This is a genomic window from Streptomyces krungchingensis, assembly GCF_054729265.1.
This window is the reverse complement of record NZ_JBPUKY010000001.1, coordinates 4,219,603-4,236,159: the sequence shown is the minus strand read 5'-3', so window position 1 is coordinate 4,236,159 and position 16,557 is coordinate 4,219,603. Positions and strand designations below refer to the sequence as shown.

11 protein-coding genes and 1 tRNA gene are annotated in these 16,557 nt (G+C 74.1%); 5 read left to right on the top strand and 7 right to left on the bottom strand.

Annotation, left to right across the window (positions count from 1 at the left end; translation table 11 throughout):
* Window positions 1-681: 681 nt before the first annotated feature.
* Entirely contained in the window at window positions 682-2,295 is a 1,614-nt protein-coding gene (locus tag ACSYGO_RS18695) for a dynamin family protein (RefSeq protein WP_426681160.1), read from the bottom strand.
* Between the two features lie 310 nt (window positions 2,296-2,605).
* Between ACSYGO_RS18695 and ACSYGO_RS18690 the strand changes: the two genes are divergently transcribed.
* A tRNA-Arg gene (locus tag ACSYGO_RS18690) sits at window positions 2,606-2,681 on the top strand.
* An 806-nt stretch (window positions 2,682-3,487) separates the two neighbouring features.
* Here the strand turns inward: ACSYGO_RS18690 and ACSYGO_RS18685 are convergent.
* Both ACSYGO_RS18685 and ACSYGO_RS18680 read right to left on the bottom strand, forming a co-directional pair.
* Window positions 3,488-3,772, bottom strand: a complete 285-nt coding sequence (locus ACSYGO_RS18685; protein ID WP_426681222.1) for a DUF1876 domain-containing protein — start codon at window positions 3,770-3,772, stop codon at window positions 3,488-3,490.
* Window positions 3,773-3,915: 143 nt separating this feature from the next.
* Window positions 3,916-4,077: a hypothetical protein gene (locus ACSYGO_RS18680; RefSeq protein ID WP_426681161.1), complete on the bottom strand. Its 162-nt coding sequence runs from the start codon at window positions 4,075-4,077 to the stop codon at window positions 3,916-3,918.
* Window positions 4,078-4,335: 258 nt separating this feature from the next.
* On the opposite strand from ACSYGO_RS18680, the gene ettA reads away from it, so the two are divergent.
* Genes ettA through ACSYGO_RS18665 form a run of 3 tightly spaced genes read left to right on the top strand, consistent with a single transcriptional unit; the run spans window position 4,336 to window position 7,166 of the window.
* Window positions 4,336-6,000: an energy-dependent translational throttle protein EttA gene (gene ettA, locus ACSYGO_RS18675; RefSeq protein WP_426681162.1), complete on the top strand. Its 1,665-nt coding sequence runs from the start codon at window positions 4,336-4,338 to the stop codon at window positions 5,998-6,000.
* A 6-nt stretch (window positions 6,001-6,006) separates the two neighbouring features.
* Entirely contained in the window at window positions 6,007-6,465 is a 459-nt protein-coding gene (locus ACSYGO_RS18670) for an acyl-CoA thioesterase (RefSeq protein WP_426681163.1), read from the top strand.
* On the top strand, window positions 6,462-7,166 hold the full coding sequence (locus ACSYGO_RS18665; RefSeq protein ID WP_426681164.1) for a hypothetical protein: 705 nt from the start codon (window positions 6,462-6,464) through the stop codon (window positions 7,164-7,166). The genes ACSYGO_RS18670 and ACSYGO_RS18665 overlap by 4 nt, the downstream gene beginning before the upstream one ends.
* A 211-nt stretch (window positions 7,167-7,377) precedes the next feature.
* On the opposite strand, the gene ACSYGO_RS18660 is transcribed toward ACSYGO_RS18665, so the two are convergent.
* From ACSYGO_RS18660 to ACSYGO_RS18645, 4 genes are all read right to left on the bottom strand, one after another.
* Window positions 7,378-8,349: an ABC transporter ATP-binding protein gene (locus ACSYGO_RS18660; RefSeq protein ID WP_426681165.1), complete on the bottom strand. Its 972-nt coding sequence runs from the start codon at window positions 8,347-8,349 to the stop codon at window positions 7,378-7,380.
* Between the two features lie 322 nt (window positions 8,350-8,671).
* A complete protein-coding gene (locus ACSYGO_RS18655; protein WP_460387096.1) occupies window positions 8,672-11,512 on the bottom strand; it encodes an FtsX-like permease family protein in 2,841 nt (946 codons plus the stop codon).
* 1 nt (window position 11,513) lies between these two features.
* Window positions 11,514-14,795, bottom strand: a complete 3,282-nt coding sequence (locus ACSYGO_RS18650) for an FtsX-like permease family protein (RefSeq protein WP_460387095.1) — start codon at window positions 14,793-14,795, stop codon at window positions 11,514-11,516.
* Between the two features lie 246 nt (window positions 14,796-15,041).
* Window positions 15,042-15,446, bottom strand: a complete 405-nt coding sequence (locus ACSYGO_RS18645; RefSeq protein ID WP_426681168.1) for a globin — start codon at window positions 15,444-15,446, stop codon at window positions 15,042-15,044.
* A gap of 130 nt (window positions 15,447-15,576) precedes the next feature.
* Between ACSYGO_RS18645 and ACSYGO_RS18640 the strand changes: the two genes are divergently transcribed.
* Window positions 15,577-16,557, top strand: a complete 981-nt coding sequence (locus ACSYGO_RS18640; RefSeq protein ID WP_426681169.1) for a methyltransferase domain-containing protein — start codon at window positions 15,577-15,579, stop codon at window positions 16,555-16,557.

Sequence of the window (16,557 nt, the reverse complement as noted above, 5' to 3'; positions counted from 1 at the left end):
GAGTCCCCCTGCCTTCGGGCCGGGCCTCTCGCGGATTCCGGCCTTCGGAACGGGCAGGTGAGGGCTCGGTACCTGCGGAGCGGGCCTCGTCGGAGCGGGCCCCTGCGGCGCGGGCGTCCTGGGAGCGGCCCTCCTGAGTCCCCCTGCCTTCGGGCCCGGCCTCTCGCGGATTCCGGCCTTCGGAACGGGCAGGTGAGGGCTCGGTACCTGCGGAGCGGGCCTCGTCGGACCGGGCCCCTGCGGCGCGGGCGTCCGCGGACCGGTCCTCTCCGGACCGGGCGTCTGCGGACCGGGCGTCTGCGGACCGGGCGTCTGCCGGACGGGCGTCTGCCGGACGGGCGTCTGCCGGACGGGCGTCCTCGCTCCGGCGCTGCGGCGTACCGCCGCCTCCGGACCGTTCGTCCCGTGGGTGGCGCCCTTCCTGCGGGCCGGCCTCCGCGGGCCGGGCCTCCCCGTCGCGCCCCTGCGTGCCACGGCTCTCACCGTCGTGCGCGTTCCCGTCGTGCCCGCCGGCGGGACGGTCGCCCCCGAGGCGTCCGTCCCCGGGGCGTCCGTCGCCGGAGCGCTCCTGACCGTGCGTGGCCTCCCCGCGGGGAGTCTCTGCGCGCGGAGCGTCCCCGTGCGGGTCGTCTCCGGGACGGTCGGCGTGATCCGTGTGGTCAGTGACGGCAGTCACCGCGGTCACCTCTCCTTCTGCAGTACGGACAGCGCGGCGATGAGTTCGGCCTGGGGTTCCGCGTGGACGCCGAGTGCGTCGAGTGGCGCGAGACGGCGTTCGCGCTCGTTGTTCAGGGTCCTGTCGAGGTAGTCCGTCAGCAGCCGTCCGCCCCGGTCGCGCAGCCGCAACGCGCGGTGGGCGCCGATCCGCTCCGCGAGCCCCTCGCCCGCGTTCCGTGCCCGGCGACCGCCCAGGAGCGCGGTGGCGACCAGCGCGGCCACCATCTCGGTGTCGGGCGCGACCGTCTTCTCGAGGCCGCGCACCTCCTCCTCCGCGTACTCCTCCATGACGCGCCGCCAGCGCCGTACGGCCAGCCCGATCCGGTGCTCGGCGCTCTCCAGCGTCGGGTCGCGGTCCATCAGGCCCGGGGCCTGCGCGGCCGGTTCGCGCCGCCACACCTCGTCCACGCGCTCGTCGGCCGCCGTGACCGAGCACAGCAGCAGCTCGCTCAGGCTCTCGACCAGGGAGTCGAGCAGCTCGCCCGCGGTGCAGTCGAGGGGGAAGGCGCGCCACCGCTTGAGCGCGCCCCCGGAGAGCACGGCACCGGCCTGCAAACGGCCCTTCACGCGCGCGTGTTCGCTGTCGTAGGCACTCTCGACGGCCGAGGTGAGCCGCAGCGCCGCGGCGTACTGCGCGGCTGTCGCACCGGCCAGTTCGGGCATCCGTCTCATCAGCGAGTCGAGCACTCCCTGCGCCGTCCGGGCCATCGCCTCGTGGCGGGCGCCCGGCTCCTGCGCGCGGTGCACGAGCCACGTACGCAGCGGCGCGACGGCGCTGGCGGGCAGCAGACCGCCGCCCCACGCGGACTCCGGCAGTTCGGGCACGGTGAAGCGGGGCACCTCGCCGAGCCCGGCCTTGGTGAGCAGGGCGCCGTACTGGCGCGAGACCTCCGTCACCACCTGGTGGGGCACCCGGTCGAGCACGGTGACCAGGGTCGCCTTGTTCTCCTTGGCCGTACGCAGCATGTGCCACGGCACGGCGTCGGCGTACCGGGCGGCCGTAGTGACCATGACCCAGATGTCGGCCGCGCAGATCAGCTCGGCCGCGAGGACGCGATTGTCGGCGACCAGGGAGTCGATGTCGGGGGCGTCGAGCAGGGCGAGGTTGCGGGGGAGCGTGTCGGCGGTCTCGATCCGCAGCACCGGCTCCATGGACTGTCCCCCCGAGAGCCCGGGAAGATCGTCGCCCGGCTCCTGATGGGGCTTCCACACGCGTGTGAGCTGGGGCAGCACGCGCATCCCGCTGAACCAGTGATGGTCCTCGGGATGGCACACGAGCACCGGGGTACGGGTCGTCGGCCGCAGCACCCCCGCCTCGCTGACACGCCGTCCGACAAGGGAGTTGACGAGGGTCGACTTGCCCGCGCCGGTAGATCCGCCGATCACGGCGAGGAGCGGTGCTTCGGGCTGTCTCAGCCGGGGCACCAAATAGTCGTCGAGCTGTGCGAGCAGTTCGTCGCGGTTGGCACGCGCGCGTGGAGCCCCCGCCAGGGGCAGCGGAAAGCGTGCGGCGGCGACACGGTCGCGCAGGGCGGAGAGTGCGTCGAGCAGCTGAGGCCGTACGTCCAAGGTCACCACATGCGAAGAATGCCCAATTTTGGCGGCATTCTGAAGCATATGGGTGTGTCTGCGCGCCGACAGGACACACGGGGCGGAAGGGATGACTGGGGCGCAGGCATAACGAGTGCACAACACCCGATGCGCGAGGCGCCAAAAGCGGTGCACGATTCGTACCCGCCTGCGATTATCGGGACCGCTTCACTGAACCTCCACATCGAGCCACGGAGGCGAAGCACGAGGGACAAGGAGGCGGGAGCCCTATCCTTGTGCCCGGCAAGGTCAAGGATCAGCCCACACCCGGGCACCGCGACACAGGCCACCACACCCGGCCCCCGTAGCTCAGTGGATAGAGCAGGCGCCTTCTAAGCGCTTGGCCGCAGGTTCGAGTCCTGCCGGGGGCGCCATGCTGCTCAGACCTGCGGATTCGCGGTTCGATCGAGCGCTCGGGACGCTGATTCATCCGCTTCGTCGAACTCGGGCCGAGCGCCTGCGGTCACTTCCGTCCTCCTCTCCCGCGGCACACCCATGAGCGCGCCCGGTGCGCCGCGACGGCCGACCCGACGGCACGGACCGCGGGCCGGCCCGCGCGGGGGCGGACGGTGGAACCGTCTCTCCGACGCGATCACGGATTTCCGGAATGTCATCGCCCGGATGGCGGTCATCGAGGACGACACACCGGCGCGATCCGACTCCGCGTGCCGGAACGGCGCGGTAGTCGCGCGCTCGCGACAGGTGCCGATGGGGCGCGGTTCCCGTGCGCCCGCGCCGCCGGCCGAAAGGAGCTGCGGGCCTTGTGCGCTGACGGCTCCTCAGGGGCGGGAACGGCCCCTTCCGTCCGGCGCGTGCCCGCCCCGAGTCGGCGCCCGCCCGCCTGAGCCGGCGCGAGTCCCGCCCCAGCCGGGGCGAGTCCTGCGTACGACGACATCCCCCCGTAGGACGGCGTTCCTGCGTGCGGCGGCGCCCCCCCGGGTACGGCGGCGTCCCGCACCGTGAATCCGGTGCGGGACGCCCCGCCGATGCCGGCGGCCCGGTCGAAGAAGTCGGGCCGGAGAGGCCCGGTCGTCCCGGCTGCCCGGGTCGACCCTGATGGGGGAGGCCCGGTTCCGTCCGACCGGGCACGCTGCCCGGACCGACCCCGGTCGGGAAGGTCCGTCTCCGGCCGACCGGGCACGGCTGCCCGGACCGAAGGGCCCGGGCCGGTCCGCTCGGGTCAGGCCCTCAGCGGGTGCGAGGTCCTGCCCGACGCCTCGTCGATCTCGTCGTGCGCCTTGGTCAGCAGCCGCATCGCCAGTTCGTTCAGAGCGCGAGCCCCCGCGACCTCCTCGCCGACCCTCGGCTGATTCGAGTCGGAGGGGTGGCGGCTGGCGTATCCGTGGGCGCGTACCTCAGTGCCGTCGGGCAGTCTCAGGAGCGCGGCGGCACGTGTGCGGTGGTCGTCCTCCTCGAACTCCATCTCCACGTGCCATCCGATCGCGGTCCGTGTCTTTGTCTCCATCATTGTGATCACCTCCGGGGCAGGCCCCAGCCCCTACTACCAGAGTGTGCCCCTTCGCCCTGGTCCGCACGAGGTGGCGGTCGACGCGGACGCGCAGTCACCGGCCGGTCACCCACAGGGCGCGGTGGAGGGCCGGGCGGCGGTCACCCGCGCCGCTTGGCGATCTGCCACCAGCCGGCGAGCGCCACGACGACGAGGAGGCACAGCAGCCCCACCACCCAGCCCGATCCGCCGAAGTAGTAGAAGTGGAAACCTCTACCGCGTCGCCGTATCGCGAGTTCGAACACGGTGTCCACAGGAGTCATGGGCAGGGACTGCAGACCAGGCCGCGGCGCACCGTGCCGGCCGGCGTTCGGGTGCTCACGTCCGGGCCGTCCCTGTGCCGTGCGGGGCCGCTCGGCAGCGGTCGAGCGCGACAGCCGGTGACCGGCCGGGCACGAGCGGCGGCAGAGGAGGCCCAGGTCACAGCCCCCCGCCGAGACTGGTTTCCTTCCAGGGCTGGCCGTCAGGCAAGATGGGGTGTATCTGCCCACTGCCGATTTCAAGCGTCCGGACGGTTTCTCTTGGCTGAGTTCATTTACACCATGCGCAAGACGCGCAAGGCGCACGGCGACAAGGTGATCCTCGACGACGTCACCTTGAACTTCCTGCCGGGTGCGAAGATCGGTGTGGTCGGTCCGAACGGAGCCGGTAAGTCCACCGTTCTCAAGATCATGGCGGGTCTCGAGCAGCCCTCCAACGGTGACGCGTTCCTGTCGCCGGGCTACAGCGTCGGCATGCTGCTGCAGGAGCCCCCGCTCGACGAGTCCAAGACGGTCCTGGAGAACGTGCAGGACGGCGCCGCCGAGATCATGGGCAAGCTCAAGCGCTTCAACGAGGTCGCCGAGCTCATGGCGACCGACTACTCGGACGCGCTCATGGAGGAGATGGGCAAGCTCCAGGACGACCTGGACCACGCCAACGCGTGGGACCTGGACGCCCAGCTGGAGCAGGCCATGGACGCCCTGGGCTGCCCGCCCGGCGACTGGCCGGTCACCACCCTCTCCGGTGGTGAGAAGCGCCGCGTCGCGCTGTGCAAGCTGCTCATCGAGGCGCCCGACCTGCTGCTCCTCGACGAGCCCACCAACCACCTGGACGCCGAGTCCGTGCAGTGGCTGGAGCAGCACCTCGCGAAGTACGCGGGCACCGTCGTCGCCGTCACCCACGACCGGTACTTCCTCGACAACGTCGCCGAGTGGATCCTCGAGCTCGACCGCGGCCGCGCCATCCCCTACGAGGGCAACTACTCCACGTACCTCGACAACAAGGCCTCCCGCCTGAAGATCGAGGGCCAGAAGGACGCCAAGCGCGCCAAGCGGCTCAAGGAAGAGCTGGAGTGGGTGCGGTCCAACGCCAAGGGGCGTCAGGCCAAGTCCAAGGCGCGTCTCGCGCGCTACGAGGAGATGGCGGCCGAGGCCGACAAGATGCGGAAGCTGGACTTCGAGGAGATCCAGATCCCGCCGGGCCCGCGCCTGGGCTCCATCGTCGTCGAGGTCAACAACCTCTCCAAGGCCTTCGGCGAGAAGGTCCTGATCGACGACCTCTCCTTCACGCTGCCGCGCAACGGGATCGTCGGTGTCATCGGCCCGAACGGCGCCGGCAAGACCACGCTCTTCAAGATGATCCAGGGCCTGGAGACGCCGGACTCCGGCTCGATCAAGGTCGGCGACACCGTCAAGATCTCGTACGTCGACCAGAGCCGCGAGAACATCGACCCGAAGAAGACGCTGTGGGCCGTCGTCTCCGACGAGCTGGACTACATCAACGTGGGCCAGGTCGAGATGCCGTCGCGCGCGTACGTCTCCGCCTTCGGCTTCAAGGGCCCCGACCAGCAGAAGCCGGCCGGCGTCCTCTCCGGTGGTGAGCGCAACCGCCTCAACCTGGCGCTGACGCTCAAGCAGGGCGGCAACCTGCTGCTCCTCGACGAGCCGACCAACGACCTCGACGTCGAGACGCTGTCCTCCCTGGAGAACGCGCTGCTCGAGTTCCCGGGCGCGGCCGTGGTCGTCTCCCACGACCGCTGGTTCCTGGACCGGGTCGCGACCCACATCCTCGCGTACGAGGGTGAGTCCAAGTGGTTCTGGTTCGAGGGCAACTTCGAGTCGTACGAGAAGAACAAGATCGAGCGGCTCGGCGCCGAGGCCGCGCGTCCGCACCGTGCCACCTACAAGAAGCTGACCCGGGGCTGATCGATCTTGCGGCACATCTACCGCTGCCCGCTGCGCTGGGCGGACATGGACGCGTACGGCCACGTCAACAACGCGGTCTTCCTCCGCTACCTGGAGGAAGCACGTATCGACTTCCTGACCCGCCCGGACAAGCAGTTCAAGCAGGGGTCCGTGGTGGCGCGCCACGAGATCGACTACAAGCGACAGCTCGTCCACCGGCGCGAGCCGGTGGACATCGAGCTGTGGATCACGGAGATAAGGGCGGCGGCGTTCACGATCACGTACGAGGTCAAGGACGCGGAGCAGCTCTACGTCCGCGCCGCGACCGTGGTCGTGCCGTTCGACTTCGAGGCCCAGCGCCCGCGTCGCATCACCGCCGAGGAACGTGAGTTCCTGGAGGAGTACCGGGACGACGAGGGCGGTAAGGGCGCCGGGGCCGCCGAGGACGGACAGCTCGACGAGGACGGCGAGGCCGTCGCGGCATGACTGTCCTGCACCTCGTCGACGCGGGGGAGGCGGCGGACCTCGCCGCCTTCCTCTCCCGGCTGGTCCACTACGACCGCGCGGCGGCCGTGCGCCTTCAGGCACACGGCACCACGCTCGCGGTCTTCGGCCGGCCACCGTCGTTCGAGGTCCTCGCCGTCCGTACGGCACGCCTCGCCAAGCCGTACGAGAACGGGCTCGACCTCACCCTGGACGTGACCGTCTCGGCCGGTGAACTCCTGGAGTCCGTCGACGAGTCGGCGGCCACCGCCACGGTGCCGGCCGCCGTCACCGGGCCGCCGTGGGCCGGGGTGCTGCCGCCGCGCGGCGGCTGGACGCCCGAGCCGGGACTGCCCGCCGCGGACGCCGTGCGTGCCATGGTCGCCGGTGCGGTGGCCGAATTCCGGTCCCGTACGCAGGAGTTGGCGCCCGAGCGGCGCACGCGCGCCGAACTCGACCGGATCGGGCGGGAGATCTGGTCCCGGCCGATCGGCGACACCGCTCTTCCGGTACGGGCCGCGCACGCGGCTCAGTCACTGGGATTCCTGCGACCCGCGCGGCCCGGGACGGAGTCCGGGGCCGCGGCCGGGGAGAGCCCGCTCGGGCTGTACTCGTCGGGCGCGTGGCTGCGGCTGCGCACGCCGTACGGGTCGATCGCGGTCCGCCGGGCGGGACTCGGCGCGCTGGACGTCAGCGTCCGCTGACCGCGCGCACCGCACCGGACCGCCTCCGCGGGCTCCGTGCGCCGACCGCGCGCACCGCACCGGACCACCTCCGCGGGCGCCGTGCGCCGACCGCGCGCACCGCACCGGACCACCTTCGCGGGCGCCGTGCGCCGACCGCGCGCACTGCACCGGACCACCTCCGTGGGCGCCGTGCGCCCACCGCGCGCACCGCACCGCCTTCGCGGGCTTCTCAGCCGGGCGTGCTGTCGTCCGGCCAGACGCCGATGTGGTCCGGCTCCAGTTCCAGTGCCACGCGGTCCCGCATGCCCAGCGTCTCGGTGTACTCGGCGGGGAGCTGGAGACGGCCCGCCCGGTCGAGCATCGCGTACTCGCGGGCCACCACCGCCTCCTGACCGGTCGCGGCGTCGACCTCGGTGCGGCGCAGCACCTCGGTGGAGGTGCGGCCGTCGCGGATCGCGACCGTGCGGCGGACCTCGCCGGCGACCGCCTGGTCGTGGGTGACGATCACGATGGTGGTGCCGAGGTGTTCGTTCGCCGTGCGGAACGCGGCGAAGATCTGCTCGGCGGTGTGGGAGTCGAGTTCGCCGGTGGGCTCGTCGGCGAGCAGTACGGCGGGGGCGTTCGCCAGCGCCACGGCGATGGCGACGCGCTGCTGCTGGCCGCCCGACATCTGGTGCGGGCGGCGGTTGCGGCAGTCGGCGATCCCCAGCAGCTCCAGCAGCTCCAGAGCGCGTTCGGACTGGGCGCGGCGGGTGCGGCGGCCTCCTCGGGCGGCGCCGGACAGCTGCATCGGCAGGGCGACGTTCTGGGCCGCGGTCAGATAGGGGAGGAGGTTGCGGGACGTCTGCTGCCAGACGAACCCGACGACCTCCCTGCGGTAGCGCAGCCGGTCCTTCGACCCCATCGTCAGCAGGTCGCGTCCCGCGACGCGCGCGGCGCCCGCGGTGGGGGTGTCCAGGCCGGCCAGGATGTTCATCAGCGTCGACTTGCCGCTGCCCGACGCGCCCACCAGCGCCATCAACTCGCCCTCGCGGACCAGCAGGTCGAGCCCCTGGAGCGCCTGGACCTCCACGCCGTCCGTGGAGAAGATCCGGACCAGCCGGTCACAGGTGATCAGGGCGTCGTGGCCGTAGGCGGGACGGTCCCGGCGCGCCGTGGCACGGTCGGCGAGATCGGCGAAGGTGGGATCGGTGGTGGTCATCGCCTGCCTCCGGCGGGGGTCACGGGGACACTGGTCGAGTACGGGCCCGGGCGCACGGCCGTACGAGCCGAAGGGCCGTGCCGGGCCGGGGGGTTTCCTGAGCCGGCCGCCTGCCGGGCGGGGCCGCTTCCTGCGGCAGGTTCCTGCCGGGCCGGGCGGCTGCCAGGACGACCGGCCTCTCGGGCCGGGTGGCCTCCGGGGCGGGTGACCTGCCGGGCCGGGCGGCCCACCTCGCTCGTGTCCTGTCCCGCCCGGCGGGACGCACGGCACAGGACCGGGCGGACCGAGGTGTGTGCCGGGGCCGTGCCCGGGGTCGAGGGGATCATCGCGAGTCCCCCGCCCGCAGTTCCCGGACCGACCCACGTCGACCCGACCACCACGCCTGCGCCGCCGCGATGCCCGTCGCCAGGGCCAGGACGGTCAGGGACGGCAGGATCAGCGAGACGGCGTCGGTGCGCAGCCGGGCGCCCCCCGACGAGGAGTCGGGCGTGGCGAGCGCGATCGCCGTCAGGTCGATGCCGGGGGACAGCAGACGGATCGCCGCCCAGCCGGTGAGCGCGCCGCCCGCCGCGGCCAGCAGAGCCTGGGGCAGGGCCTCCAGCACGAGCAGACGGCGGCCCTGGGCACGGGTGAGCCCCATGGTGCGCAGGCGGGCGAGGAGCGCGGTCCGTTCGGGCGCGGCACGCAGGAGGGCCAGCAGCAGTGCCAGCACGGCGTACCCGGCGCCCGCGGCGACCGCGGCCGTGTAGATCCGCTCCGCGCCGGTCTGCAACGGCGAGTCCACGTACCCGTCCCGCACCTCGGCCCGCAGCCGCACTTCCACACCGGTGCCCGCCGCGTCGCGCAGGGCACCTCTGTCGAGGTGGCCGCCTGTCACGAGCAGCGCGGTCGGCCGGGCGGGGCGGGCGGGCAGACCCGCGCGGTCCACCACCAGGAAGTCGAGGTCGGAGACGGCCGGGGTCTGGTCCCGTACGGCGGTGATCCGCACGGTCACCTGGCTGCCGTCCTCCAGCCGCACCGCGAACGGACGCGTGCCGTACCGGCCGGCGACGGCGGGTGAGGCGAGCGCGGGAAGCACCTGTTTCTCCGCGCCCGCGGTGGTCCCCGAGGAGCCGCGCGCGGCGGGGGCGGCCAACTCCGTGCCGGAGAAGCCCCCGAGGCCGACGCGCCGGGCCAGCCGCCCGTACGCCCCCGGCTCGACACCCACCAGAGCCACCACTTCCTGCTCGGTTCCGGAGCCGTCGCCCACCTGCGCCTCGTAGGCGATGCTCACCGGTGTGACCTCGCGCACGCCGGACGCCCGCCGGACCTGCCCCGGCAGGGCGGCCGGGAGCGGGTGGGTCGCCTCGATGCGGGCGTCCGCACCGGTGACCAGGAGCGCGGCGCGGTCGCGGGCGTCGTGGACGCCCGCGAGGACCGAGCCGCCGAACGCGGCGGTGGTGAGGGCGGTGAGCAGGGCGAGGAGAGGCAGCACGGTGGAGGCGGAGGTGCGTCCCGCGCGGGCCAGCGAGAGGTGGGCGACGGCGCCCCGCAGCCGCCCGGCGGGCCGGGCCAGCCGGCGCAGCGGCAGCGGGTAGAGCCGGACCAGGACCAGCGCCGCGATGACGCCCACCAGGACCGGCGCCAGCGCGACCAGCTGATCGCCGGACGCGCCGCGGCGCCGCAGTGCGGCGACGGCACCCGACGCCAGCACCAGCAGTGTGAGTTCCGCGACCGTGCGACGGCGTGAGGGACGCACCGACGCGAGGTCCTCGCGGCCGCCGTGGATGCGTACGGCGCGGTGGGCGAACGCTGCCCGTACGGGCAGGGTGGCGCAGGCAAGGGCGGTCACGGCGACGGCGGCGGCGACCGCGTGGGCGACGCGGTCCTCGGGCACGGCGAGCAGTGCCACCGCGAGGCCGAGCGCGCCCGCGGGCACCGCGACGACGGCCGTCTCGGCCAGCAGCCGTCCCGCGACGCCGCGCAGGGAGCCGCCGCGGGCGCGCAGCAGGGCCAGTTCGGCGCGGCGCCGGTCGACGGCGAGGCCGCCCGCCATCAGCAGCACGACGGCCGCGACCGTGCCGGCGCCGAAGGCGGCCACGGCCACCAGCGGGCCGATGCCGGACCGCAGCCGGACGAACGACGTCAGGACGTCGTCCAGGTCCGTGGCCACGTCCGCCAGCGGGTCGACCTTCTCGCGCACTCGCCCGAGTCCCGGCCCCGACTCCAGCGCGGCGATCGCGGAGGACAGCCGGTCCACCTCGTGCGCGGTCAGCGACGTGGTGTCGGGCGCCAGCTGCCAGTAGCGCTCGGGCTTCCCCGCCGTGCCGAGCAGGGCGGGCGCCGCGTCCGGCGGCAGCAACAGCGCGCCCAGCCAGTACCGGTTCGGCACGCCGGCCGGGGTGGCCAGCTGCATCAGGGAGGGCTTGCGCAGCACGGGCATCGCCGACCAGTACGCGCCGTCGGGCTCGCGCGGTTCGACGATCCCGGTGACCCGTACGGCCAGCGGCTCGCGCTCCACGCCGGGCAGGTGGATCACCGAACCCACCTTGATCCCCAGCGTCCTGGCCGTGGCGGTCGTGACGGCCGCCTCCACCTCGGGCGTCGCGGCGGTCACGGCGCCCCGCACGCGCGGAAGGCGGCCCTCGCGCAGCCTGGCATGGTCGGCGAGACCGTTCTGCGCGGTGAGCGACATCCGGGCGGGCAGCCCGGTGGGCCGGGGCAGCCAGGGGTCCAGCGCGGCGCCGGGGTTGGCGGTGCGGACCCCGTACGAGGACTGGGCGCGGTCGGGCACGAGGGGCCGCTCGACGGCGCCGAGCACCTTCTTGTTCGCGGCGCGCAGGGCGGCACCGCGCAGGGCCTCTTCCCTTTCCTCCTGCGGGAGTTCGACGCCGGGCTGCGGGGCGTACACCTGCACGGTGGTCCGCCGGGCGGTGGCGTCGTCGAGCAGCCGGCGCAGGCCCGCGTCCTCGTAGCGGTCGACCGCCCGCGGGAACGCGGCGGCCAGACACGCGGTCAGCGCGACGAGCAGGGCCAGGGCGACCGCCACGCCGGGGGCGGCGCGCAGCCGGGTGCGGACCCACGGGGCCACCACCGTCGCGACGCCGGTGCTCGCGGCGGCGTCGGCGCCGCCCGAGTCGCCCGGGCCGCCCGCGCCGCTCGTCTCGTCCGTGGGGCCGGTCATGTCACTCACCACCCTGCCGTCGCAGTGAAGTCGCCGGGTCAGGGCGGTGCAGCGAAAGGAAAGCCGTGATCGCCAGCGGGGTCACCGCCACGGCGGCCAGCAGCAACGCCACGTGCGGGAGCGGGAGCTGGACCAGGACCTCGGGGGTCGGCCGGGTCGCCTGGGACGTCAGCACGATCAGCGGCACCACGGCCCGTGCCAGCACCGCGCCCAGGGCCACGCCCACCACCAGCGCCAGGGTCACCAGGACGCCCTGCTCGACGGCGATCAGCCGGGCCAGCTGGCGGCGCGGCGCGCCCAGCGCCCGCAGCACCGCGAACTCGGCTCCGCGCTCCCGCAGCGACCCGGCGGTGCTCACCGCGAACCCGACCGCCGCGAGGGCGGCGGCCACCACGGCCGCCGCGGCGAACGCGGCCTCGGGGCCCGCCCCGAACGGGTCGTCGCGCAACCGGTCCGCGATCTCGTCGCGGACGACGACCTGCGACGGCTCGATGCCGGGCCGCTCCCGCAGCTCCGCGGCGACCCGTGCCGAGTCGCCGGGCGCGGTCCGCAGCCACCACTCACTGGGCGGGACGCTCTGCCCGTAGCGCGCCTGCAGCACCCGGTTCACCGACCGGAGATCGATGATCAGCGCACCGCCGTTCTCCGCGGCCCGGATCGTCGCCCCGGCCGCCGTGCCGTCCGGCGGGGTGTCCGTCGTCGGCAGCGCGCGGACGCTGTCCACGATCCGCACCGGCACCGTGCGGCCGGCGAACGGCACGTCCACCCGCTCACCGGTCCGGGCGCCCGACGAGGTGAGGAAGCGGTCCGTCGCGACTGCCGTGATCTCCGGCGCCTTCGGCTGCACCACCTGCATGCGGATCGTCACCGAGGTGATCTGCCAGGCGAGTTGGAGCGGGAGGTAGCCGGTGCCGTAGCGGACGGAGAACGACCGCTTCGACGCCTTGTCCACACGCGGGGGAGTGGGGCGGGTCGCCTCGTCGGGGGACGCCGCGGTGCTGGTGGTCCCCGACGCCGTCTTCCAGTCGGTGGGCAGCGGCAGTGCGCGCTCCTTGCCGTCGGCGCCGGTCGCGTTCAACGCCTCGACAGCGAAGCGGTGTTGCTGCGCGGTGTCGGTGGGCTGGGTCATGTCCAGCTGGAGTCCGGTGAGCAGCAGGGGCGCGGTGCTCCGCGGAAGGTCGAGGGAGAGCGGGTGCGCCCGCCCGTCGGAGGGGAGCCGGCCGATCCGCAGCGAGTGGGGCGTTCCGTAGCGGTCCTCCAGGGTGACCGACAGGTCCGCGGCCGTCGTGCCGCCCCTGCTGCTCAGACGTACGGTCATGCCGAGCCGTTCGCTGCCCTTGGGGACCGGCGTCCCTCTGGAGGCTCCCTTCGGCCCGAGTCCCGCGAGCAGCGGGCGCACCGGCCGGTCGGCCAGGTCCCGGCGCAGCAGCACACCGTCCGCCGCGTGCGCCGTGTCGAGGGCGAGCACCGTCGCGGTACGGCTGCCCGACAGCGGAAGCGTGGTGCGGACGGCGGGAGCGGCCTGTTGTACGCGGGGCAGGGTCGCGTACGCCTCGGCCTGGCCGAGCGCGTCCTCGTCGCCCGCGAGGACACGGACCGACGTACCGGCCCGGAAGTCCGCCTGGTCGTCCTGCGAGCGGTTCCAGGACGCGCCCTGGCCGATGGCGAGCATGCCCATGGCTACGGCGAGCACGAGCAGCAGGACCGGTCCGGCGCCGCGCATCGGGCGGCGGCTGAGCTGCCAGCCCGCGAGTGCCGTGGGCAGTCCCCGGCCGCTCGCGGCCCGGTGTTCCGCGAGCCGCGCCACCGGCGGCAGCAGCCGCAGCGTGAGGACGGTCCCGGCGAGCAGGGCGAGGGCGGGGGCGGAGACGAGCAGGGGATCGACGCCGAGGGTGCCCGAGGTGTCGCCGCTGACGGCGCCGGACGTCTGCCGGTCCAGCTGCCAGTACGCGACGCCGGCGATCGCCAGCAGCCCGACGTCCGCGCCCGCGCGCACCGGCGCGGGCAGCGTGCGCGCCCGGCCTCTGTCGCTGTCGCCCGCCGTCAGTGCCGGCACGGTCACCGCGAGCGCGCAGCCCAGCGCCACGCCCGCCGCGACCAGCCACACCGCGCCGAGCCCCTGCGAGGTGTCGAGGCGCAGCCCGATCCGCGCCAGCGCGCCCTGCCCGGCGAGCAGGCGGGTCAGCGGTCCGGCGAGGAGGGGCGCGCAGAGCGCGGCGGGCAGGGCGAGGAGCAGCGCCTCCAGCGCGGCGAGCGTTCCGACACGGGCGCGCGAGGCGCCGCGCGCCCGCAACACCTCGGTCTCGCCCACTCGTTCGGCGCTCAGCAGCCGGGCGACGAGCAGCAGCGCGTATCCGGCGAGCAGGGCCAGTTGCGACGCGACGATCAGGAGTGTCGAACGCGAGACGAGCAGCGAGCGCTCGACGCTGTCCAGGACCTCGGGCAGCGAGGTCGACACGGCCGTCGCCCCGGTCAGGGCCGGGTCCTTGCGCAGCTTCCGCTGGCCCTCGCGGGCGGCCTCGCGCAGCGCGCCGATCCCGCCGGGCGTCAGCGTGGAGAAGTCGGCGGACGTCAGCCACGCGGTCTCACCGGCGCTCACCCGGCCCCCGGAGAGGACCGCGGGATCGGTGAGCAGCGGCCCGTACGTCGTGAAGTCGACCTTGTTGATCCCCCGGCCGCGCAGCGCGTCCAACTGCCAGTACGGGGCGGTGGGGCGGACGGGCTTGTAGAGGCCGGTGACGCGGACGTGGACCTTGGGGCCGCCGAGCCGGTCGACGAGGGTGAGGCGGGAGCTGGGCTTCAGGCCGAGGCGGTCGGCGGCGGCCACGGGCAGGGCGACCTCGACGATCGGGCCGCCCGTGCCGCCGGGCAGCCGCCCGTCGGTGACCCGCACCTGGCTGTGGTCGAGGGCGGCGAAGTGCGTGAGGTCCGGGTCCCCGGCGCGGGCGGCGGGGGTCTGGAGGGAGCGGGGCAGGGCGTACGGGCCCGAGCGCGTCAGGGTGCGCCGGGTGACCGGCAGCCCGGAGAAGGTCTTCCGGGCGCCCGCGCGCACGGCGCTGTCGGCGGCCTCGCGCTCCCCGGCCGGGACGTCGGCCCGGACGATCAGGGCGGTGCTCACGGCGTTCCCGGGGTCCTTGAGCGCGTGGCGCAGGGACGCGTCGCCGATCGAGCCGGAGTACGCGGTGAGGGTCGCGAGCACCGCCGTCGTCAGCAGGACGGTGAGCAGCGCGGCCGCGAGCAGCAGACGGTGCGCCCTCGCCCGCAGTAGTACGAACCCCGTCACCCGGACCCCCGCCCGCCCCCGTCACCCCGTCGGCCCCTCTGTCGTCGTCCCGGGACCTTCGGGCGATGCTGGCAGAGGGACAGGGCCGCGGGTAAGCGCTTGTAGGCAGGCCTTGACCGGATTGTGACCGGAATCCGGCGTCCGGCGACCGGAATGCGCGCGTCAGCCTCCGTGCGGGGCCGGTACGTGTCCGTCCGGAACCGGCGCCGGGTCCGCCGCCGCGCGACGGACCCGGGGGCGGGCGGATCAGCCCGCGGTGTTCACCATCGAAGCCGCCGCGTACGTCAGGTAGTTCCACAGCGTGGTCTCGTGCTCCTCGGAGAGGCCGAGCTCCTCGACGGCGACCCGCATGTGCTTGAGCCAGGCGTCGTGCGCCGCCTGGTCCACGGTGAAGGGGGCGTGGCGCATCCGCAGCCGGGGGTGGCCGCGGTTCTCGCTGTACGTGGTCGGGCCGCCCCAGTACTGCATCAGGAACAGCCTGAGCCGCTCCTCCGCCGGGCCCAGGTCCTCCTCGGGATACATGGGCTTCAGCAGCGGGTCCTCGGCGACACCCTGGTAGAACCGGTGCACCAGGCGCCGGAAGGTCTCCTCGCCGCCGACCTGCTCGTAGAAGGTCTGCTCCTGAAGCGTGCCGCGCCGAATCTCTTTCACCCGTCCATGGTCTCAGACGGGGTGACCGAGGACTCGAGGCTTAGGACTCCTCGCCGCCGGCGCTCAGGACTCCTCGTCGTCGGCCGGTCCGTCGCTCGCCCGGCGGCCCGTCCGGCAGCACAGTGGAGACATGGGCGCGCACGCACTCGACCACGAGCTCGACGACCTCGCCGCGCAGGCGCGGGCCGCGATGGTGCGCGAGATCGAGGCGAGCGGCGCCTGGGCGGCCGACCCCGTCTGGCGGGAGGCGTTCGAGACGGTCCCGCGCCATCTCTTCGTGCCGTACTACTACGTCGGCGTCCTCGGGGGCTTCGAGCGCGTGTGGGGCCAGGACCCGGACCCGCGCAGCCGGGAGCGGTGGGTGCGCGGTGCGTACGCCGACGCCCCGCTGGCCACCCGCGTGCGCGACGGCGAACTGGTCTCCTCCAGCAGCCAGCCCTCCCTGATGGCGGCCATGCTCACCGAACTGGAGGTACGGGACGGGAACACCGTCCTGGAGATCGGTGCCGGGACCGGCTACAACGCGGCCCTGCTCGCCCACCGGCTCGGCGACGACCGGGTGACCACGATCGACCTGGACGCCGAGATCACCGAATCCGCGCGCCGGCATCTCGCGGCCGCCGGGCATCACCCGCTCGTCGTGACCGGCGACGGAGCCCGTGGCGTCCCCGAGCGCGCCCCCTTCGACCGGATCATCGCCACCTGCACGCTGACCACGATCCCGCACCCCTGGCTGGCCCAGTGCACCCCGGGCGCCCGCATCCTCGCGCCGCTGGCCACCGGTCTGATCGCGCTGCGGGTGCGGGACGCCGGGCACGCCGAGGGGCGCTTCCTGCACACACCGGCCTATTTCGTGCCCCTGCGCGGCGCGACCCGGCCCGGACGCGCGCCGGAGCACGTCGGCGGGCTGCCCGCCCGGGCCCGGAACGAGGAGCTGCTCCGCTTCCTGCTGGCCCTGACCGTGGACGGTCTCGATCCGCAGGAGGCCTACGCGCTCTGGGAGCGCGAGGGCCACCCGGTGCGGGAGCGGTACGGGATCACGGTCAGCGGAGAGCGCGTCCGGGCCTGGCTGGACGACCCCGAGGGGCCGCACACCTGGCCGCTGCCGTGA

What these genes read in the sequence shown, in the direction of transcription:
- ACSYGO_RS18685 (WP_426681222.1), bottom strand. Translation starts at nt 3,772, where the DNA reads ATGGAGACAAAGACACGGACCGCGATCGGATGGCACGTGGAGATGGAG.
- ACSYGO_RS18680 (WP_426681161.1), bottom strand. Translation starts at nt 4,077, where the DNA reads ATGACTCCTGTGGACACCGTGTTCGAACTCGCGATACGGCGACGCGGT.
- ACSYGO_RS18665 (WP_426681164.1), top strand. Translation starts at nt 6,462, where the DNA reads ATGACTGTCCTGCACCTCGTCGACGCGGGGGAGGCGGCGGACCTCGCC.
- ACSYGO_RS18660 (WP_426681165.1), bottom strand. Translation starts at nt 8,349, where the DNA reads ATGACCACCACCGATCCCACCTTCGCCGATCTCGCCGACCGTGCCACG.
- ACSYGO_RS18655 (WP_460387096.1), bottom strand. Translation starts at nt 11,512, where the DNA reads ATGACCGGCCCCACGGACGAGACGAGCGGCGCGGGCGGCCCGGGCGAC.
- ACSYGO_RS18640 (WP_426681169.1), top strand. Translation starts at nt 15,577, where the DNA reads ATGGGCGCGCACGCACTCGACCACGAGCTCGACGACCTCGCCGCGCAG.